The sequence below is a fragment of the Microbacterium sediminicola genome, from assembly GCF_039531125.1.
GTDB lineage: Bacteria > Actinomycetota > Actinomycetes > Actinomycetales > Microbacteriaceae > Microbacterium > Microbacterium sediminicola.
The window spans coordinates 69242-87768 of record NZ_BAAAPL010000001.1 but is presented as its reverse complement, the minus strand read 5'-3'; the positions used below and the strand labels follow the sequence as shown (position 1 = coordinate 87768).

19 protein-coding genes are annotated in these 18527 nt (G+C 69.2%); 9 read left to right on the top strand and 10 right to left on the bottom strand.

The window, feature by feature from the left end; all coding sequences use genetic code 11:
• Nucleotides 1-13 precede the first annotated feature (13 nt).
• The 4 genes from ABD206_RS00365 to fdhD form a co-directional block, all read right to left on the bottom strand.
• A complete protein-coding gene (locus ABD206_RS00365) occupies nucleotides 14-550 on the bottom strand; it encodes a DUF3817 domain-containing protein (RefSeq protein WP_344067733.1) in 537 nt (178 codons plus the stop codon).
• A gap of 10 nt (nucleotides 551-560) precedes the next feature.
• Nucleotides 561-1412, bottom strand: a complete 852-nt coding sequence (locus ABD206_RS00360) for an SURF1 family protein (RefSeq protein ID WP_344067731.1) — start codon at nucleotides 1410-1412, stop codon at nucleotides 561-563.
• Nucleotides 1409-2527: a GuaB3 family IMP dehydrogenase-related protein gene (locus tag ABD206_RS00355; protein WP_344071365.1), complete on the bottom strand. Its 1119-nt coding sequence runs from the start codon at nucleotides 2525-2527 to the stop codon at nucleotides 1409-1411. The genes ABD206_RS00360 and ABD206_RS00355 overlap by 4 nt, the downstream gene beginning before the upstream one ends.
• Nucleotides 2528-2666: 139 nt before the next feature.
• Nucleotides 2667-3527 carry a formate dehydrogenase accessory sulfurtransferase FdhD gene (gene fdhD, locus ABD206_RS00350; RefSeq protein WP_344067730.1) on the bottom strand — a complete coding sequence of 287 codons (861 nt, stop codon included), beginning with the start codon at nucleotides 3525-3527 and terminating at the stop codon, nucleotides 2667-2669.
• 166 nt (nucleotides 3528-3693) lie between these two features.
• On the opposite strand from fdhD, the gene ABD206_RS00345 reads away from it, so the two are divergent.
• The 4 genes from ABD206_RS00345 to moaA are packed head-to-tail and all read left to right on the top strand — an operon-like array spanning nucleotide 3694 to nucleotide 8094.
• Nucleotides 3694-6018 carry an FdhF/YdeP family oxidoreductase gene (locus tag ABD206_RS00345; protein ID WP_344067729.1) on the top strand — a complete coding sequence of 775 codons (2325 nt, stop codon included), beginning with the start codon at nucleotides 3694-3696 and terminating at the stop codon, nucleotides 6016-6018.
• A complete protein-coding gene (locus tag ABD206_RS00340; RefSeq protein ID WP_344067728.1) occupies nucleotides 6015-6512 on the top strand; it encodes a MogA/MoaB family molybdenum cofactor biosynthesis protein in 498 nt (165 codons plus the stop codon). The genes ABD206_RS00345 and ABD206_RS00340 overlap by 4 nt, the downstream gene beginning before the upstream one ends.
• Nucleotides 6509-6946 carry a molybdenum cofactor biosynthesis protein MoaE gene (locus ABD206_RS00335; RefSeq protein WP_344067726.1) on the top strand — a complete coding sequence of 146 codons (438 nt, stop codon included), beginning with the start codon at nucleotides 6509-6511 and terminating at the stop codon, nucleotides 6944-6946. The genes ABD206_RS00340 and ABD206_RS00335 overlap by 4 nt, the downstream gene beginning before the upstream one ends.
• Nucleotides 6931-8094, top strand: a complete 1164-nt coding sequence (gene moaA / locus ABD206_RS00330) for a GTP 3',8-cyclase MoaA (RefSeq protein ID WP_425561146.1) — start codon at nucleotides 6931-6933, stop codon at nucleotides 8092-8094. Before ABD206_RS00335 ends, moaA begins: the two co-directional genes overlap by 16 nt.
• Before the next feature lie 161 nt (nucleotides 8095-8255).
• On the opposite strand, the gene ABD206_RS00325 is transcribed toward moaA, so the two are convergent.
• The 6 genes from ABD206_RS00325 to guaB all read right to left on the bottom strand — a co-directional run bounded on the left by ABD206_RS00325 (nucleotide 8256) and on the right by guaB (nucleotide 13538).
• A complete protein-coding gene (locus ABD206_RS00325; protein ID WP_344067724.1) occupies nucleotides 8256-8489 on the bottom strand; it encodes a MoaD/ThiS family protein in 234 nt (77 codons plus the stop codon).
• Complete coding sequence (locus ABD206_RS00320) at nucleotides 8489-9406, bottom strand: NTP transferase domain-containing protein (protein ID WP_344067722.1); 918 nt, start codon at nucleotides 9404-9406, stop codon at nucleotides 8489-8491. Before ABD206_RS00320 ends, ABD206_RS00325 begins: the two co-directional genes overlap by 1 nt.
• A gap of 118 nt (nucleotides 9407-9524) precedes the next feature.
• Entirely contained in the window at nucleotides 9525-10004 is a 480-nt protein-coding gene (moaC, locus tag ABD206_RS00315; protein WP_344067720.1) for a cyclic pyranopterin monophosphate synthase MoaC, read from the bottom strand.
• Nucleotides 10001-11227 (bottom strand): molybdopterin molybdotransferase MoeA, encoded by a 1227-nt coding sequence (locus ABD206_RS00310; RefSeq protein WP_344067718.1) that lies wholly within the window; start codon nucleotides 11225-11227, stop codon nucleotides 10001-10003. Before ABD206_RS00310 ends, moaC begins: the two co-directional genes overlap by 4 nt.
• Entirely contained in the window at nucleotides 11224-12024 is an 801-nt protein-coding gene (locus ABD206_RS00305; RefSeq protein WP_344067716.1) for a HesA/MoeB/ThiF family protein, read from the bottom strand. The genes ABD206_RS00310 and ABD206_RS00305 overlap by 4 nt, the downstream gene beginning before the upstream one ends.
• 11 nt (nucleotides 12025-12035) lie before the next feature.
• Nucleotides 12036-13538, bottom strand: coding sequence for an IMP dehydrogenase (guaB, locus tag ABD206_RS00300; protein ID WP_344067714.1), 1503 nt, complete (start codon nucleotides 13536-13538; stop codon nucleotides 12036-12038).
• A 262-nt stretch (nucleotides 13539-13800) separates the two neighbouring features.
• Between guaB and ABD206_RS00295 the strand changes: the two genes are divergently transcribed.
• The 5 genes from ABD206_RS00295 (at nucleotide 13801) to ABD206_RS00275 (ending at nucleotide 18502) form a co-directional block, all read left to right on the top strand.
• Nucleotides 13801-15120 (top strand): branched-chain amino acid ABC transporter permease, encoded by a 1320-nt coding sequence (locus tag ABD206_RS00295; RefSeq protein ID WP_344067712.1) that lies wholly within the window; start codon nucleotides 13801-13803, stop codon nucleotides 15118-15120.
• A gap of 14 nt (nucleotides 15121-15134) precedes the next feature.
• Complete coding sequence (locus ABD206_RS00290; protein WP_344067710.1) at nucleotides 15135-16115, top strand: branched-chain amino acid ABC transporter permease; 981 nt, start codon at nucleotides 15135-15137, stop codon at nucleotides 16113-16115.
• 40 nt (nucleotides 16116-16155) lie between these two features.
• A complete protein-coding gene (locus ABD206_RS00285; RefSeq protein WP_344071361.1) occupies nucleotides 16156-17124 on the top strand; it encodes an ABC transporter ATP-binding protein in 969 nt (322 codons plus the stop codon).
• Nucleotides 17121-17879: an ABC transporter ATP-binding protein gene (locus ABD206_RS00280; protein ID WP_344067708.1), complete on the top strand. Its 759-nt coding sequence runs from the start codon at nucleotides 17121-17123 to the stop codon at nucleotides 17877-17879. Before ABD206_RS00285 ends, ABD206_RS00280 begins: the two co-directional genes overlap by 4 nt.
• Before the next feature lie 206 nt (nucleotides 17880-18085).
• On the top strand, nucleotides 18086-18502 hold the full coding sequence (locus ABD206_RS00275; protein ID WP_344067706.1) for a VOC family protein: 417 nt from the start codon (nucleotides 18086-18088) through the stop codon (nucleotides 18500-18502).
• The last annotated feature ends 25 nt before the right edge of the window (nucleotides 18503-18527 follow it).

The following is an 18527-nucleotide window of genomic DNA, read 5'->3' as shown; positions in this document are numbered from 1 at the left end:
GATGTCGGGGGCGTCAGTTCTGCGTGGGCAGCTGCGTCGTGAGGCTGGAGTGCTCGGCGAGGCGGTGCGTCTCGGCCTCGCGTTCGGCGAGATAGCCCTTGACTTGGCGCGCCACCCGGGCCTCCATGATGAAGGACAGGAACGGAACGATGCCGCCGAGGGCCAGCAGGATGAACCGGCCGAAGTGCCACCGCATGAGGCTCCAGATGCGGAAGCACGCGAACAGGTAGACGACGTAGAACCAGCCGTGCGCGACGAGGATCGACAGGGAGAGGTTCACACCGTCGCCCGCGGATTCGAGTTCGCACCCCATGCCGCCGGGCACGAACAGCGAGTACCACTCGCAGCCGGGGCCGACGATGACCGGCGCGAACCACAGGAACCCGCCCGAGCCGCCCGCGAAGAGCTCGACGTGCAGCGGCGAGTACTTGAGGATCATCTCGGCCAGGAGCATGAGCAGCATGACACCGGTGATGATCGAGGCGACCTGGTAGAAGGTCAGTGCGCCCTTGATGGCCGGAAAGCTCGACGGTTTGGGGGCGCGGGGCATGACATCCAGTCTAGCCGCCGCCGTTCGCGGCCCCGGCGGCCGCGTCTTCGAGGTCTTCGACCTCTTTCTCCCAGGCATCCTTCGCCAGGCGGTACCAGAAATAGAACGCAAAGCCCGCGAACACGGCCCACTCGGCGGCGTAGAAGAGGTTCAGCCAGTTGATCCCCGACCCCTCGTCCGGCGCGGGCGAGTCGATGTCGTCGAGACCTGCCGCCGCGGTCTGGGACGCGAGGTACGGCCGATACACGTCGATGCCGTCTGCGGAGTGCCACTGCGAGAGCAGCGCCGCCGGCGACATCCGCGTCATCGTGAAGGGATCCGCACCACGCGGCGGAGTGACCGGCCCCTCATCCGAAATGAGTCGCCCGGTGATCGTCGCGGGCTCGCCCGCCGCGGTCGCATCAAGCTCGGTGACCGCGGCCTCGGCGTCCTCGAGGGTGGGTGCCCAGCCGATCGCGACGGCGATGGATGTCGGCACCGCCGTCTCATCCAGCCGCAGCTGCCCCGTCACCCAGTAGCCTTCGACGCCGTCGTTGTAGCGCGAGGAGACGATGAGGAAGTCATCCGCGATCCACGTGCCGGATGCCTCGACGCGTTGGCCGACGAGGGGCTCCGGCAGGTACTCCCCCGGGCCGGCGATGTCGGCGAGTGGCTGCACGATCTCGGTCTCGCCGGGTTCGACCGGGTTCACGATGACGGCCCTGCCCAGCTGCCACTGTCCGAGCCACGCGAAGACCCCGGCGACGATGAGCGAGAGCGCGAGGACGCCCAGCCACTGCGGGCGCAGCATGACCTCGCGCAGCGTCGGCGGGAAGACCTCCGAGGCGTCGGAGGTCGGCACGACGGGCGTGGGAGAGGTCATCTGCCGGCGTACGGGGCCACGACGACCTCGACGCGCTGGAATTCCTTCAGGTCGGAGTACCCGGTGGTCGCCATCGACTTCTTGAGCGCCCCGATGAGGTTCGCGGTGCCGTCGGCGACGGGGGCGGGGCCGTAGAGCACGGACTCCAGGGTGGTGACCTGATCGACCTTCACGCGGCGACCACGCGGAAGCTTGGCATGGTGGGCCTCGGGTCCCCAGTGGTAGCCGAGGCCGGGAGCATCGGTCGCACGAGCGAGGGCCACGCCGAGCATCACCGCATCCGCGCCCATTGCGAGGGCCTTGACGATGTCGCCGGAGGTGCCCACGCCGCCATCGGCGATGACGTGCACGTAGCGGCCGCCCGACTCATCCAGGTAGTCACGGCGCGCGCCCGCGACATCGGCGACGGCGGTGGCCATCGGCGCGTGGATGCCGAGCACACCGCGCGTCGTGGATGCCGCTCCTCCCCCGAACCCGACCAGCACGCCGGCAGCCCCCGTTCGCATGAGGTGGAGCGCGGCCGTGTAGGTCGCCGCCCCGCCGACGATGACGGGGACATCGAGGTCGTAGATGAACTTCTTGAGGTTCAGCGGCTCTGCCACGGAGGAGACGTGCTCGGCCGAGACGGTCGTTCCGCGGATGACGAAGAGGTCCACGCCCGCTGCGACGACCGTGCCGTAGAGCTCCTGCGTGCGCTGCGGGGTGAGGGATCCGGCGACCACGACACCGGCGTCCCGGATCTCTTGCAGGCGGTCGCGCACGAGCTCGGGCTTGATCGGCTCGGCATACAGCTCCTGCATCCGGATCGTCGCGGTCGCGTCATCCAGGGCCGCGATCTCCGCGAGCAGCGGCGACGGGTCGTCGTAGCGGGTCCACAGGCCCTCAAGGTCGAGGACGCCCAGTCCTCCGAGCTGACCGAGCATGATGGCGGTGCGAGGGCTGACGACGGAGTCCATGGGCGCGCCGAGCACCGGGATGCCGAACTGGTAGGCGTCGATCGACCACGCGGTCGAGACGTCCTCGGGGTTTCGGGTGCGGCGCGAGGGCACGACCGCGATGTCGTCGAACGAGTACGCGCGGCGAGCGCGCTTGGCGCGGCCGATCTCGAAGTCCATGCTCACCCGCCCAGCCTACCGGCCCTCCTCTTGTCCCACCCTTCCCCCGAACCCACATGCTTGTTGCGAACCCACCGGCTTATTGCGCATGCAACGTGTGGGTTCGGCACGAACGTGTGGGTTCGGCACGAAGAACGCGCTAGAGGATGCGGTCGGGGCGGGTGTAGACGGTGAAGCTCTGGCCCCGGCTGAAGCCGAGGAGGGTCATCCCCGACTCCTTCGCGAGGTCCACGGCGAGGGAGGAGGGGGCGCTGACGGCGGCGAGGATCGGGATGCCGGCCAGCCGCGCCTTCTGCACGAGCTCGAAGGACGCGCGCCCCGAGACCTGCAGGATCGTGCCCCGAAGCGGCAGCCGCCCCTCGCGCACACCCCATCCCACGACCTTGTCGACGGCATTGTGGCGTCCGACGTCCTCGCGCAGGCACAGCAGGTCACCGGATGCCGCGAACAGGCCCGCCGCGTGCACGCCACCCGTGCGATCGAACAGGGCCTGGTGCTCACGCAGCGCGTCGGGGAGAGAGGCGAGGAGGTCGGCATCCACCCGGATGTCATCGCCCGCCACATCGAAGCGCGACTGCTTGCCCACCGCATCGATCGATGTGGTGCCGCAGATGCCGCACGCGGAGGTCGTGGTCGAGTGGCGTGCGCCGGCCTCGTCCGGGGGGATCGCACCGCGCCCCAGGACGGCGTCGATGACGTTGTAGGTGTTCTCCTCACGCCGCCCGTGCTCGTCGAACCCCGCACAGTAACGCAGTGACATGAGCTCGCTCGGGGCGGCGATCACGCCCTCGGAGACGAGGAAGCCGGCCACGAGGTCGAAGTCGTCGCCGGGGGTGCGCATCGTGACCGACCACGACGTGCCGCCGATGCGGATCTCGAGCGGCTCTTCGCGGGCGACGACGTCCTCACGTCGCGACACCTGCGGCGCCGCGGAGTCCTCGCCCGAGGCATCCGTCCACCGCACGCGCGTCACGCGCGTGCGCGCCAGTCCTGCCGCCATGCCCACTCCTTCGTCTCCAGCCCATTGTCCCCCGGCGAACGCACCGCGGGACGTGCAGGCTCAGCGTGCGGGGGCGGATGCCTCGGCACGGCCCGGCGGGAGGGCATCGGCGATACCCTCGAAGGGCGGTCGCTGTCGACCGGAACACCGCTCGGAGAACACTGTCATGGCCACCAAACCCCCCACCGCCGATATCGACGAGTCGAAGCTGCGCGTGAAAGCGCCCGCGACCGAGGCTGTCGGTGTTCCCGCCGTGATGCACGCGATGGGGATGTCGCTGGAGCAGATGGGCGTGGTGCGCAGCGCCCGCGCGCTGCTGCGGGTCAACCAGAAAGACGGCTTCGACTGCCCCGGCTGCGCCTGGCCGGAAGAGGACAAGCGCCACATCGCCGAGTTCTGCGAGAACGGCGCCAAGGCCGTGGCCGAAGAGGCGACGCTGCGCCGCGTTCGTCCCGAGTTCTTCGCGCAGCACTCCATCGAGGAGCTCCTCACCCACGATGACTACTGGCTGGGCCAGCAGGGGCGCCTGGTCGAGCCGATGATCCTCGACGAGGGCGCGAGCCACTACCGGCAGGCCAGCTGGGACGAGGCTCTGGATGTCGTCGCCGACGAGCTGCGGAACCTCGACGATCCCGATGAGGCCATCTTCTACACTTCGGGCCGCACCTCGAACGAGGCGGCCTTCCTCTACCAGTTGCTCGTGCGCGGGGTCGGGACGAACAATCTCCCCGACTGCTCCAACATGTGCCACGAATCCAGCGGCACGGCCCTGACCGCGACCCTCGGCATCGGCAAGGGGACGGTCTCGATCGAGGACATCCACGAGGCGAGCCTCATCATCGTCGCCGGGCAGAACCCGGCCACCAATCACCCCCGCATGCTCAGCGCCCTCGAGAAGGCGAAGAACAAGGACGCGACGATCGTTGCGGTCAACCCTCTCCCGGAGGCCGGGCTCTTCCGGTTCAAGAACCCGCAGACCGTCCGCGGCGTGATCGGCGACGGCACCCCGATCGCCGACGAGTTCGTCCAGATCCGCATGGGCGGCGACCAGGCCCTGTTCCAGGCGATCGGACGGCACCTGCTCGAGCAGCACGACGCGCGCCTTGCGGCCGGCGAGCCCGGCATCCTGGATCAAGACTTCATCGATGGCCACACGAGCGGCTTCGCCGCTTACGCCGCGACGGTGCAGTCCACCGAGTGGGCAGAGCTCGAGACCGCGACCGGTCTCAGCGAAGCGCGCCTGCGCGAGCTCGGCGACCTACTGATCGCCTCGCCCTCCACCATCGTGTGCTGGGCGATGGGCCTCACGCAGCACAAGCACTCGGTCGCCACCCTCCAGGATGTCGTCAACGTCCTGCTGCTGCAGGGAAACGTCGGTCGCCCGGGCGCCGGAGTGTGCCCTGTGCGCGGACACTCCAACGTGCAGGGAGATCGCACGATGGGGATCTACGAGAAGATGCCCGAGCCCTTCCTCGCCGCCCTCGACTCCGAGTTCGGCTTCACGGCGCCCCGCGCGCACGGCTACGACACCGTCGAGGCGATCCGCGCGATGCGCGACGGCAAGGCCAGCTTCTTCATGGGGATGGGCGGCAACTTCGTCTCCGCCACCCCCGACACCGCCGTCACCGAGCAGGCTCTTCGCAACCTCCGCCTCACCGTGCAGGTCTCCACCAAACTCAACCGCTCGCACCTGGTGACCGGCTCCCGCGCGGTCATCCTCCCGACCCTCGGCCGCACCGACCGCGACCACCGCGGCGGCATCGATCAGCGCGTCACCGTCGAGGACTCGATGGGCGCCGTCCACGCCTCCCGCGGGCGCCTGAAGCCCCCCGCAGACGACATGCTGAGCGAGGTCGCGATCGTCGCGCGCATCGCCCAGCGGCTGTTCTCGGGTCCGGATGCCGCGCCGAACGCACCCCAGGCCGACTGGGCAGGCATCGAGGCCGACTACGCGACCCTGCGCACCCACATCGAGCACGTCATCCCCGGGTTCGAGGACTACGAGGCGCGGATCGCCAAGGGCCGCACGTTCTTCCTCCCCAACGGCCCCCGCGACGCACGGCGCTTCGCGACGGCGACGGGTCTGGCGATGTTCACCGGCAACGAGCTGGAGTACCCGCACATCCCCGAAGGGCACCTGCTGCTGCAGACCCTGCGCTCGCACGACCAGTACAACACCACGATCTACGGCAAGGACGACCGCTACCGCGGCATCACCGACGGCCGCCGGGTCGTGCTGGTCAACAAGGCGGATGCCGATGCCGCCGGTGTCGCGGACGGCGAGATCGTCGACCTGGTCTCGGTGTGGACCGACGGCACAGAGCGCCGCGCAGAGGAGTTCCGGATCGTCCACTACGACACCCCGGAGCGCAACGCCGCCGCCTACTACCCCGAGACGAACGTGCTCGTGCCGCTGGATTCCACGGCCGACCGCTCGGGCACGCCGACCTCGAAGGGTGTCGTCGTCCGGCTGGAGCGCCGCACCCCGTGACGGCCGGCGCAGGGGACGCGGTGCGGGCGGCTGTGATCACAGCCTCCGACCGCGCCGCGTCGGGTGAGCGACCGGATGCCACGGGGCCCGAGCTCATCGCGCGTCTGGCCGCTGCGGGCTACGCGTGCGACGCGGCGATCGTCATCCCCGACGGCGAGGAGTCGGTCGCGGATGCCCTGCGCGCAGCTCTCGACTCCGGAGCGCGGCTGGTCGTCACGACCGGCGGCACCGGCGTCGGACCACGTGATCGCACGCCCGAAGGCACGCGGCCGGTGCTGGAGCGCGAGCTCCCCGGCATCCCCGAGCTGCTGCGACGCGAGGGCGCGGAATCCACGCCGTTCGCGGTCCTCACGCGGGGGATCGCGGGCGTCACCGGCGAGGCGTTGATCGTGAACCTCCCGGGGTCGACGCGTGGCGCGATCGAGGGTCTCGGGGCGCTGCTGCCCCTTGTCCCGCACGTGTTGGATCAGCTGCGAGGAGGCGATCACCGATGAGCGCGGGTACCCTCGCCCAGGTGGGAATCGCACGCATCACGACCGAGCCGCTGGATCTGGCCGCGCACATCGCGGCCGTCAGCGGCCCGAGCACCGGTGCCGTCGCGACCTTCCTCGGCACCGTTCGCGACCACGATCCGGGAGCCGCCGGCGAGGTGACGCTGCTGGAGTACTCCGCCCACCCGGATGCCGAACGGATCCTCGGCGAGATCGCCGCCGCCTGCGGCGAGGGCGTGGAGTGCACGGTTGCCGTCAGCCACCGGATCGGCGAGCTGCAGATCGGAGATGCCGCGGTCGTCGTCGCCGTTGGATCCCCGCACCGCGCCGAGGCGTTCGAGGTGTGCCGCGCGGTGATCGAGCGGATCAAGACCGAGCTGCCCGTCTGGAAGCGTCAACACGACGCATCCGGCACCGCATCATGGGTGGGACTGTGACCACCCTGCTGCCGGTCCCCCGCGTGCGCGCCGCCGAGCCGGTGGCACACCCGCCGCGCGTCTCCGGCGAGCACCGTCCCGGGTTCCGCGGGCCGCTGGTCGACCGCTTCGGCCGTGTGCACCGCGACCTGCGCATCTCCCTCACCGACCGCTGTTCGCTGCGCTGCACCTACTGCATGCCCGCCGAAGGGGTGGAGTGGCTGGCCAAGGACAGCATCCTCACCACCGACGAGCTGGTGCGGGTCGCTCGGGTGCTCGCTGAGCTGGGGATCACCGAGGTGCGCCTGACCGGCGGAGAGCCGCTGCTACGCCGCGATGTCGTGGAGGTCGTGCGCCGCATGGCCGAGATCGAGGGCGTCGATGGGCCGCTGGATGTCTCGATGACCACGAACGGGCTGAAGCTGCCGCAGCTGGCGGAGCCGCTGCGCGAGGCGGGGCTGTCGCGCGTGAACATCTCGATCGACACCCTTCAGCCCGAGCGCTTCGCTGCCCTCACCCGCCGCGACCGGCTCGACGACGTACTGGCCGGGATAGATGCGGCGCGCACCGCCGGGTTCTCTCCCCTCAAGCTCAACGCCGTGCCGATGCGCGGAGTGAATGACGATGAGATCGTCGACCTCGTGCAGTTCGCCGTCGACAACGGCGCGCAGATGCGCTTCATCGAGCAGATGCCGCTGGATGCCGGCCACACCTGGTCGCGCACCGAGATGGTGGATGCCGCCGAGATCCTCGATCGGCTGAGCGCGCGGTTCACCCTGACCGAGATCGGCGAGCGCGGGTCCTCCCCCGCGCAGGAGTACCGGATCGATGACACGGCCACGACGGTCGGGGTCATCGCCTCGGTGACGGCGCCCTTCTGCGGTGCGTGCGACCGGGTGAGGCTCACCGCCGACGGTCAGGTGCGCAACTGCCTGTTCGCCCGTGAGGAATCGGACCTGCTCCCCCTGCTGCGTGGCAGCGCCGTGGCGGGCCGTGGCGAGGCATCTGTCGACACGGATCCCTCTGGCGCATACCGGGCCGGCCCGGCCGACGACGATGCGATCGCGGACCTCCTGCAGCGCACAATCGCCGGAAAGCGCGCCGGCCACGGCATCGATGACCCCGGCTTCCTCCAGCCGCAGCGCCCGATGTCCGCCATCGGCGGCTGATCCCGGCACCCTCTCGCCCGAACTCTCCGGCGGTCGCTCCGCCTAACTCAGGCTGGATTCGGCGAAGGTACGCAACACGCCGTGCTATCGGCCCACACAGGTTCGCGCAGCCTGAGTTAGGTAGGACTCGTCGCGGGAACTCCGGCGGGCCCCGGCCCCGGCTACCCGCCGGCGAAGGGCGGCAGGATGTCGACCACGTCGCCCTCGATGAGCTCCGCGTCGGCATCCACCCGGCGCCCGTTCAGCAGTACTGCGCAGCGCGGCAGCACCGTCCCCAACCGCGCATGGTCACCGACGACGGCGACGCGCAGGTCGTCGAGACGGCGCTCGGATCGCGCCTCGCTCTCGCACCCCGCGGCCTCAGCGGCGCCGGCGAAGTAGCGAACGGTGGGCATCACTCCATCGTAGCCGTGGCCGTCGCCCAGGCTCGGGCGAGGGCTGTCACCTCGTCGAGGATCACGCTCGTCTGGGCCGGCCCTCCGCCCTGTCGGCCGGCGATCAGCCCCGCGATGAACGCGCTCAGCGGCGCCGCGGGTCGCGCGACGTCGTGAGCGACATCACGGGCCAGGTCAAGGATCAGCGCGATGGGCACCTCGTCCTCGGTGAGGCCGAAGCGCTCGCGCAGCACTTGGGCCCATCCGTCGAGAGCTTCGGGGGGCAGGGTTCGCTCAGTTGCAGGCACAGTCACGGCGGAACCTCCGTCGGTTCGGGTATCGATGCGGGGGCTGGAGCGGATCACGCGCACGAATCGGGCATGCGCTTGCGTGAGATCATCCCACGTGTCGATGTCTGCCGTCACCTCTCCGCGATCCGGGGCCCACAAAACCTCCAGTTTGCCGACGATCTCAGAAAGTCGCGCTCCGAAAGCCGTGCCTGCTGTGGATAACGTTGCGCGCAGCGCCTCGGTGCGCACGAGCGCGCACAGCCACTGCTTCTTGCCCGCGGCATCCACAAGGCCCGCGCCGTCTGTGCCGCGCTGAGCGCCGACCAGAGCCGACACCGCCGCCGCCCCGTCGACGAGGTCACCGGCCAGCAGCAGCGTCCACTCGGCATCCAGGTGGGACATGCCCGCCGCAAGGCCCGCGACCGGTCCCCCGCCGGGCGACTCCTCGACGACGTGGATGACTCCCCCCGGCGCCCCGGTCGCATCCCCGACGACGACCACTGCCCCGTCGCACGCCGCCAGCGCTGCCTCGGCGGTGCGCGTGAGCAGCATCTGCCCGCCGACCTCGAGCGCGGTCTTGCGCACCCCGCCCATCCGCCGGGCGCTCCCGCCCGACAGCACCACAGCCCCCAGAACGTGCCGCGTCACATCACCTCACCGCCCACCTCTCGCCGAACCCACATGCGTATTGCGAACCCATACGTTTGTGGCGCAATAAGCATGTGGGTTCGCAAGCAACGTGTGGGTTCGCGGAAGGCGGGAAGGGTCAGTCGCGGGTCCATGATCCCGAGCGGCCACCCTCTTTGGCGGTGATGCAGGCCTCGACGATCATGGCGGTGCGGTCGATGCCCTTGACCATGTCGACGACCGAGAGTGCGGCGACGGTGACCGCAGTGAGCGCCTCCATCTCGACCCCGGTGCGGTCGGCCGTGCGCACCGTGGCGGTGATCCGCACACCCTCATCGAGGATCTCCAGATCCACGGCCGCGCCGTGCACGCCGATCGTGTGCGCCAGTGGCAGCAGTTCCGGCGTGCGCTTGGCGGCCTGGATGCCGGCAATGCGGGCCACGGCGAGCACATCGCCCTTGGGAACGGCGCCATCGCGCAGCGCGGCAACCGTCGCCGGCGCCATTGACACGAGCGCCCGCGCCGAGGCGGCGCGAATCGTGGGCTGCTTGCCGGTGACATCCACCATGCGCGCATGCCCCGCGGCATCCAGGTGCGTGAAGGGGACCGGTTCGCTCATGGCACCAGCATGACATCCACGAGTTCGCCCGGGTCGACACGGTCCTTCTCGGCCGGGACCCGCGCCCACCCCTCGGCGTGCGCGAGCGCACCCGCCCGGTGCGATCCCGATCCGCCGGCGGTGGCGGGGCGCACGGTCCAGCGCGCCGGGTCGCTGCGGTCCACGGCGACGGGCATGTACTGCTCGCGCTCGGGCGGGGTGCGCCAGCCGACCGCCGCAGGCAGCTGCAGCACGGGCCGAGTCACGTCCGAGCGCCCCTGCAGGCGAAGCAGCACCGGGCGCACGAACACCTCGAACGACACCGCGACGCTCACGGGGTTGCCCGGCAGACAGAACACCGGGATGCCGGATGCCAGCGCGCCGAAGCCCTGCGGCTTGCCCGGTTGCATCGCCACCGGGAGGAACTCGACCCCGGTCGGCTCGAGCACGTCGCGCACCACCTCGTAGGCTCCCACGCTCGCCCCGCCGGTGAGGATCACGAGGTCCGCAGCCCCGTCGGTCTCGATGCGCTCGAGCAGGGCGCGGAGGTGCGCGGGGGTGTCGTCCACGATCTCGGTCGCGAGCACCTCACCGTCGGCCTCGCGAATCGCGCCGTCGAGCAGGATGCCGTTGGATTCGGGGATCTGCCCGGGACCGATCGGTTGCCCGGGGGCGACCAGCTCATCGCCGCTGGAGATCACGACAACCCGCGGGGCGGGTCGCACCAGCACGGATGCCGCCCCCGCCGCCGCCACCGCCGCACGCTGGCGCGGCCCCAACCGCACGCCCGCTTCGAGCACGACGTCTCCGGCAGCGACATCGTCCGCCCGGCGGCGCACGTGCGCGCCCGCCTCGGGCACAGAGGCGAGATGAACGGTGCTGCCGACACCGACCTCACGGAAGGTCTCGGCGGTGCGCTCGTGCGGAACGATGGCGTCGGCACCGGCGGGCAGCGGAGCCCCCGTCATGATGCGGGCGGCCTCGCCCTCGACGAGGACAGCGCCACCGGACGCGCCCGCCGCAATGTCGGCGACGACCGTGCGGGGCATGTCACCGTCGACGGCGCGGAGGGCATACCCGTCCATCGCGGAGTTGTCGAAGGCGGGGATGTCGACGCGGGCACGCACCGCTGTCGCCGTCGTACGGCCGAGCGCCGCCGCCACGGGGAGTTCCACTGGCGCGAGCGGGGTGATCGCGGCGAGCGCGGCCTCCCGATGCTCGTCGACCGTGCGGGCGAAGCTCATCGAACGGCACCTTCCGTCATCGGGGCCGAACTGCCGGCACCGTGTAGCGCGAGCTCGCGTGTCCGCCCGCCGAGTGCGTCGATCACCGCGACCCGGCCGAGCAGCGGCTCCCCGATCCCGACGATGAGCTTGATCGCCTCGGATGCCATGAGCGACCCGGTCTGCATGACCAGCGGTGCGAGCACCCCGACCTGCGCGCAGGTGAACACCTCGCCGGTGCTGCCGGCGGGGAACAGGTCGCTCAGTCGCACCGGGTCGGCCCCGGCCGGCGGCGACGCCCAGAAGACGGTGACCTGCGCCCACATCTCCAGCACGCTCCCCCACACCACCGGGATGCCGAGGTCCGCTGCGGCGGCATCCACCGCGTCACGCGTCTCGAAGGTGTCCGAGCCGTCGAGCACGAGGTCGTAGTCGGCCAGCAGCTGGGCGGCGTTCGCGGCGATCAATCGCACCGCGTGCTCTCGCACGACGACCTCGGGCGCAAGTCCCCGGGCGCGCGCGGCGGCGCTGGAGGTCTTGGGCCGACCCACGGCATCCATCGTGTGGATCACCTGGCGGTGGAGGTTGGAGACATCCACGACGTCGTCATCGATGATCCCGATCGTGCCGACCCCGGCGGCGGCGAGCCCGAGGATGACGGGCGAGCCGAGCCCTCCGGCCCCGATCACGGCGACGCGCGCTGCCGCGAGGCGACGCTGGCCGAGGTCGCCGATGCCGGCCAGTGAACGGTGGCGAACCGTGCGGGCGAGCTCTGCCGCGCTCAGCTGGGGGACGGGCTCGACGAGCGGTGGCAGCACGCGGGGCTCCGTCAGCGCTTGTAGTTGGGCGCCTCGACGACGATCTGCACGTCGTGGGGGTGCGATTCCTTGAGGCCGGCCGAGGTGATGCGCACGAACTTGCCCTTGGTCTTGAGCTCTTCGACCGTGCGGGCCCCGACATAGAACATGGACTGACGAAGCCCGCCGACCAGCTGGTGCGCGACAGCAGACACCGGGCCACGGTAGGCGACCTGCCCCTCGATCCCCTCGGGGATGAGCTTGTCGTCGGTGGGGACGTCGGCCTGGAAGTACCGGTCCTTCGAGTACGAGGTCTGCTTCCCCCGGGTCTGCATGGCCCCGAGCGACCCCATGCCGCGGTAGAGCTTGAACTGCTTGCCGCCCTGGAAGACGACCTCTCCCGGCGACTCGTCGGTGCCGGCCAGCAGCGACCCGATCATGACGGTGTCCGCTCCCGCGACAAGGGCCTTGGCGATATCACCCGAGTACTGCAGGCCGCCGTCGGCGATCACCGGGATGCCGGCGGCGCGGGCCGCCTTGGATGCCTCGTAGATCGCGGTGATCTGGGGGACACCGACGCCGGCGACGATGCGGGTCGTGCAGATCGAGCCCGGTCCCACACCGACCTTCACTGCATCCACACCCGCGTCGATGAGCGCCTGCGCGCCCTCGCGGGTCGCGACGTTGCCACCGATGATGTCGATGTGCGCGAACGAGGGGTCGGCCTTGAGGCGCCGGATGATGTCGATCTCGCCCTGCGAGTGGCCGTTGGCGGTGTCGACGACGATGACGTCGACACCGGCGTCGCGGACGGCCTCGGCGCGCTCCCATGCCTCGCCGTAGAACCCGACGGCAGCCCCCACCCGCAGGCGCCCGTGATCGTCCTTGGTCGCGAGGGGATACTTCTCGCTCTTGTCGAAGTCCTTGATCGTGATGAGGCCGACGAGCGTGCCGTCGTCGTCGACCAGAGGAAGTTTCTCGACACGGTGCTGCGCGAACAGCGCGATGACCTCGTTCGCACCGATACCGGGGCGACCGGTGACGAGGTTCTCGCTGGTCATGACATCGCGCACCTTCGTCGTCTGGCGTTCGAAGCCCGAGACGAAGCGCATGTCGCGGTTGGTGATGATGCCCACGAGTGTGCCGCCCTCATCCACGACAGGAAGACCCGAGATGCGGTACTGCGCGCACATCGCATCGACCTCTTCGATCGTGGTGTCCGGGGTCGTCGTGATGGGGTCGGTGATCATGCCCGACTCGCTGCGCTTGACCCGGTCGACCATCGCCGCCTGATCGGCGATCGAGAGGTTGCGATGGATGATGCCGAGACCCCCCTCACGCGCGATGGCGATCGCCAGACGCGCCTCGGTGACGGTGTCCATCGCCGCCGAGACAAGCGGGGTGGCCACCGTGATGCGGCGGGTGATGCGGGAAGAGGTGTCGGCCTCGCTCGGGATGACATCCGTGTGGCCCGGAAGAAGCAGTACATCGTCGTAGGTGAGTCCGACGAATCCGAACGGGTCGTGATCTTCCATGCTGCTCCTCAGAACGACGGGCCTATCGCGCCATTCTACGTTTCTCGCGCGCGCGTCGGGCGCGCGAGAAACGAAGTAGATCTTGTTCGGGACGCCCTCGCCGGCCGCGACGCAACGGAGACGGCGTATCACGGCCTGGTAACGCTCTCACACGACGTCCCGAGTTGGTTCTCCCCGGAAACACCGGCGACACATTACGCTCGTACGGTCGTCTATCACGGCCGATACGACCCCGTGCGGCCGCCTGCCGTCTGGAGGTCCAGTGGAACGTCCGATCACCCGCGCGACGTCGACGCGCAGCCGATGGGGGGCCGCGCTCGCCGTGCTGCTGACGCTCATCGGGCTCGTTGCGCTGCCCAGCGCGGCCGTCGCAGCCGAGGATGACCCCTACCGCATCAGCGGCAACGTGCAGCTCGAGGGCGAGCCCCTCGAGGGCGTCGAGATGATCGTCGACGGCCCCGGCGGCGAGCAGATCGCCGTGACCGACGAGGCCGGCCAGTGGTTCGTGGGCGTTCCGGAGAAGAACGCCGACTACACCGTCACCCTCAACGAGGACACTCTCCCCGAGGGCATCGCCGTGATCGACGAGACGGGCGAGGACACCAGCCCCAACGTCCGCGAGGTGACCGTCGGCGCCGGCGGTCGGGTGGTGGCGAACTTCTTCATCGGCGAGGGCGAGCGCAACACCACGCCGTTCATCGACCAGTTCTTCGAACGTCTGGTCAATGGCGTCAACTTCGGCCTGATGCTCGCTCTTGCAGCGATCGGCCTTTCCCTCGTCTACGGCACCACCGGCATCTCGAACTTCGCCCACGGCGAGATGGTGACCTTCGGAGCGCTCATGGGTCTGCTGTTCGCGGTCGGGTTGAATCTGCCGCTGCTGGTCGCCTTCCCGCTCGCGATCATCGTCTCGGGCGCCTTCGGCTACGCGATGGATGCCGGACTCTGGCGTCCACTCAGACGAAAAGGCCTCGGCGTCGTCCAGCTCATGATCGTCTCGATCGGCCTGTCGCTGGCCCTGCGCTACATCTTCCAGATGTTCGTCGGCGGCGGCACGCTGCAGCTTCCCAACCCGCTCTCGGACGTCATCCCGCTGCCAGGTTCGATCATCCTCACCTGGATGGACCTCGTCAGCATGATCATCTCCGTCGTAGTGATCCTGATCTTCGCCCTGTGGCTCACCCGCAGTCGCATCGGGCGAGCGACCCGCGCCGTCTCCGACAACCCGTCACTGGCCGCAGCGAGCGGTATCGATGTCGACAACATCGTGCGCATCGTCTGGATCGTCTCCGCTTCGCTGGCCGGCCTGTCGGGCATCCTCTGGGCGTACTTCCGCCCCGGCATCAAGTGGGACATGGGAACCAGCATCCTGTTGCTGATCTTCGCCGCGGTGACCCTTGGCGGTCTGGGCACGGCCCTCGGAGCCCTTGTCGGCTCGCTCATCGTCGGGATCATGGTCGAGACCACGAGCCTGTTCGGCATCCCCGACGACCTCAAGTACGTGGGCGCACTCGTCGTCCTGATCCTTGTCCTCCTCCTCCGACCACAGGGCATCCTGGGTCGAAAAGAGCGAGTGGGCTGACGGGAGGCATCACGATGGACTTCATTCAGATCCTCAGCAACACGCTGAGCCAGATCCTCTCCCCCACGACGATCGGCTTCGCCCTCGCGGCGATCGGCCTCTCGATCCACTTCGGGTTCACGGGGCTGCTCAACATGGGTGTCGCCGGCTTCATGGCCGTGGGCGCCTACGGGTTCGCGATTTCGATCCTCACCTTCGGCCTCCCCTGGTGGCTCGCAGCCCTCATCGGGTTCGCGCTCGCGGCGATCTTCGCCCTCATCCTCGGCATCCCGACCCTGCGTCTGCGCGGTGACTACCTCGCGATCGTGACGATCGCGGCCGCCGAGGTCGTACGCCTGCTGTTCCTCTCGACCGCCTACAAGGACGTCACCGGATCGGCCGACGGCCTGTTCGGCTTCCAGGCCGAGTTCCGTGCCGCCAACCCGCTCCCCGAGGGCACCTACGGGTTCGGGCCGTGGACCTATTCCAGCGACCAGTGGTGGGTCATCATCATCGGCGTGATCCTCACCGCGGTGGCCGTCCTGTTCACCTGGTCTCTCATGCGCAGCCCGTGGGGCCGCGTGATCAAGGGCATCCGCGAGGACGAGGACGCGGTCCGCGCCCTCGGCAAGAACGTCTTCTCGTTCAAGATGCAGGCGCTCGTGATCGGCGGTGTGATCATCGCCGCCGGCGGCATCGTGACCGCGATGGGCACCAACGTGAACCCGAACATCTACGTCACCTCGCAGACGTTCTTCATCTGGACGGCGCTGCTGCTCGGCGGGGCCGCGACCATCTTCGGTCCCGTGCTCGGCGCGGTGCTCTTCTGGGTCGTGCGCGCGTTCCTGTCGAACCTGCTGCCTGCTCTGGTGGACGTGGGGCTGCTGCCCTTCCTGTCGCGCGAACAGGCCCAGCAGCTCGTGTTCGTGCTCATCGGTGTCGCACTGATGCTGTTGATCATCTTCCGACCGCAGGGGATCCTGGGGAACAAGAAGGAGCTGAGCTTTGTCAAGTAACGAGGTCAGCGCACCCGTCGCGCGCCCCAAGACGACGGGCCTGCACAAGGGCGAGGAACGCCCCGGCGTCGAGAAGGTCGACCCGATCATCATCGCCGATGGCGTGAAGCGCACCTTCGGCGGCCTGACGGCCGTGGATGTCGACCATCTCGAGATCCCCCGCAACGCCATCACGGCCCTCATCGGACCCAACGGCGCGGGGAAGACGACGTTCTTCAACCTCCTCACCGGCTTCGATCAGCCCAACGAGGGATCCTGGACCTTCGACGGCACGGCGCTCGCGGGCGTTCCGGCCTTCAAGGTCGCGCGCATGGGTGCGGTCCGCACCTTCCAGCTGACCAAGGCCCTGGGACTTCTCACGGTTCTCGAGAACATGAAGCTCGGCGCCACCCACCAGCGCGGCGAGAACTTCTTCCAGTCGCTTTTCCCGTGGCTCTGGCGCAAGCAGGATGCCGAGATCGAGGAGCGCGCCCGCGTGCTGCTCAAGAAGTTCAAGCTGGATGCCAAGGAGTCCGACTTCGCCGCCAGCCTGTCCGGCGGGCAGCGAAAGCTCCTCGAAATGGCGCGCGCGCTCATGAGCAAGCCCGAGTTCGTCATGCTCGACGAGCCGATGGCCGGTGTGAACCCGGCCCTCACGCAGTCGCTGCTGGATCACATCCTGGACCTCAAGGACGAGGGCATGACCGTGCTCTTCGTCGAGCACGACATGCACATGGTCCGTCACATCGCCGACTGGGTGGTTGTCATGGCCGAGGGCAGGATCGTCGCCGAGGGTCCGCCCGACACCGTCATGCAGAACCCGGCCGTGATCGACGCCTACCTCGGCTCGCACCAGGATGTCGACCTCGGTGTCGTCACCGGCCGCGTCCCGGGAGAGCTCAACACGGCGGCGGTCGAACTGCAGCACGAGGTGCAGGAGTTCGACGACGCGATCGAGAAGTCGCACCACCCGGGGGCCGCGGGCGCGGCTGACTCCGCTGCTGACACTGACGGGAAGGCGACCTCATGAGCACCGCGACTGCTGAGCCGGTCCCCACGAAGCAGGGCACGCCCGTCGTCCTCGTCGACGAGGTCCACGCCGGCTACCTGCCCGGGGTCAACATCCTGAACGGCGCGACGTTGACCGCCTGGGACGGTGAGTTGATCGGCATCATCGGTCCCAACGGCGCCGGCAAGTCGACGTTGCTGAAGGCGATCTTCGGCCAGGTCAAGGTGCGGGAAGGCACCATCTCGCTCAACGGTGAGAACATCACCGGCCTGCGCGCGAACAAGCTCGTCGGCAAGGGCGTCGGGTTCGTCCCCCAGACCAACAACGTGTTCCCGAGCCTCACGATCGCCGAGAACCTGCAGATGGGCCTCTACCAGCGCCCCAAGCTCTACGACGAGCGCCTGGAGTTCGTGACGGGCATCTTCGCCGAGCTCGGCAAGCGCCTGAACCAGCGGGCGGGATCGCTGTCGGGCGGTGAGCGTCAGATGGTGGCGATGAGCCGCGCGCTCATGATGGACCCCGCCGTGATCCTCCTCGATGAGCCCTCAGCCGGCCTGTCCCCGGCGCGTCAGGATGACGCGTTTCTGCGCGTGAGCGAGATCAACAAGGCCGGCGTGACAACGATCATGGTCGAGCAGAATGCCCGCCGCTGCCTGCAGATCTGCGACCGTGGCTACGTCCTCGACCAGGGCAAGGACGCCTATACCGGCACCGGCCGCGAGCTGCTGAACGACCCCAAGGTCATCGGCCTGTACCTCGGCACCCTGGGCGCCTAGGCTCCCCCACGAGACCCCGCCCTCTCACCCGAGAGGTCGCATAGTGCGGCCTGACAGTGCGCACAAGCGGCACGTCGTGACCGTTCGCGTGTGTGCGCAGGTTCGTCGGTCGCCAACTCCTCAAGAGTGCGCATATTTCGGCCCAGCGGGTCCCGTCATCGCGCGCTGGGGGCCATCCTGGAGGAGTTGGCAAAAGGGAGGCCACCATGTCCGATTCCCCCACACCCGTCCCGCCGCCCACCGTTCCCCTCGGCGCGTTCTCGGTCAGTCTGACCGTGTCGGATCTGGCGGCATCCACCCGGTTCTACACGGCGCTCGGCTTCGAGCCCATCGGCGGTGACGCCGAGCACGGCTGGCTCATCCTGCGGCACGAGGATGCGGTCCTCGGTCTCTTTCAGGGGATGTTCGATCGAAACATCCTCACCTTCACCCCGGGCTGGGGTGCGGACGGCCCCACCGGGGCTCCGTTCACCGACATCCGCGACATCCAGCAGGTGCTGCGTGATCGCGGACTCACCCTGGCCGACGACACCGACCCTGCGGGGACGGGACCGGCATCCATCACACTGATCGATCCCGACGGCAATCCCGTGCTGATCGACCAGCACCTCGAGCGTCCCTGACGTCGTACCGCCTCCGCCGCCGCGC

What these genes read in the sequence shown, in the direction of transcription:
- guaB (WP_344067714.1), bottom strand. Translation starts at nt 13,538, where the DNA reads ATGGAAGATCACGACCCGTTCGGATTCGTCGGACTCACCTACGACGAT.
- ABD206_RS00355 (WP_344071365.1), bottom strand. Translation starts at nt 2,527, where the DNA reads ATGGACTTCGAGATCGGCCGCGCCAAGCGCGCTCGCCGCGCGTACTCG.
- ABD206_RS00325 (WP_344067724.1), bottom strand. Translation starts at nt 8,489, where the DNA reads ATGCCCACCGTTCGCTACTTCGCCGGCGCCGCTGAGGCCGCGGGGTGC.
- ABD206_RS00335 (WP_344067726.1), top strand. Translation starts at nt 6,509, where the DNA reads ATGAGCGCGGGTACCCTCGCCCAGGTGGGAATCGCACGCATCACGACC.
- moaA (WP_425561146.1), top strand. Translation starts at nt 6,931, where the DNA reads ATGGGTGGGACTGTGACCACCCTGCTGCCGGTCCCCCGCGTGCGCGCC.
- fdhD (WP_344067730.1), bottom strand. Translation starts at nt 3,527, where the DNA reads ATGGCGGCAGGACTGGCGCGCACGCGCGTGACGCGCGTGCGGTGGACG.
- ABD206_RS00290 (WP_344067710.1), top strand. Translation starts at nt 15,135, where the DNA reads ATGGACTTCATTCAGATCCTCAGCAACACGCTGAGCCAGATCCTCTCC.
- ABD206_RS00275 (WP_344067706.1), top strand. Translation starts at nt 18,086, where the DNA reads ATGTCCGATTCCCCCACACCCGTCCCGCCGCCCACCGTTCCCCTCGGC.
- ABD206_RS00365 (WP_344067733.1), bottom strand. Translation starts at nt 550, where the DNA reads ATGCCCCGCGCCCCCAAACCGTCGAGCTTTCCGGCCATCAAGGGCGCA.
- ABD206_RS00280 (WP_344067708.1), top strand. Translation starts at nt 17,121, where the DNA reads ATGAGCACCGCGACTGCTGAGCCGGTCCCCACGAAGCAGGGCACGCCC.
- ABD206_RS00310 (WP_344067718.1), bottom strand. Translation starts at nt 11,227, where the DNA reads ATGAGCTTCGCCCGCACGGTCGACGAGCATCGGGAGGCCGCGCTCGCC.
- ABD206_RS00360 (WP_344067731.1), bottom strand. Translation starts at nt 1,412, where the DNA reads ATGACCTCTCCCACGCCCGTCGTGCCGACCTCCGACGCCTCGGAGGTC.
- moaC (WP_344067720.1), bottom strand. Translation starts at nt 10,004, where the DNA reads ATGAGCGAACCGGTCCCCTTCACGCACCTGGATGCCGCGGGGCATGCG.
- ABD206_RS00345 (WP_344067729.1), top strand. Translation starts at nt 3,694, where the DNA reads ATGGCCACCAAACCCCCCACCGCCGATATCGACGAGTCGAAGCTGCGC.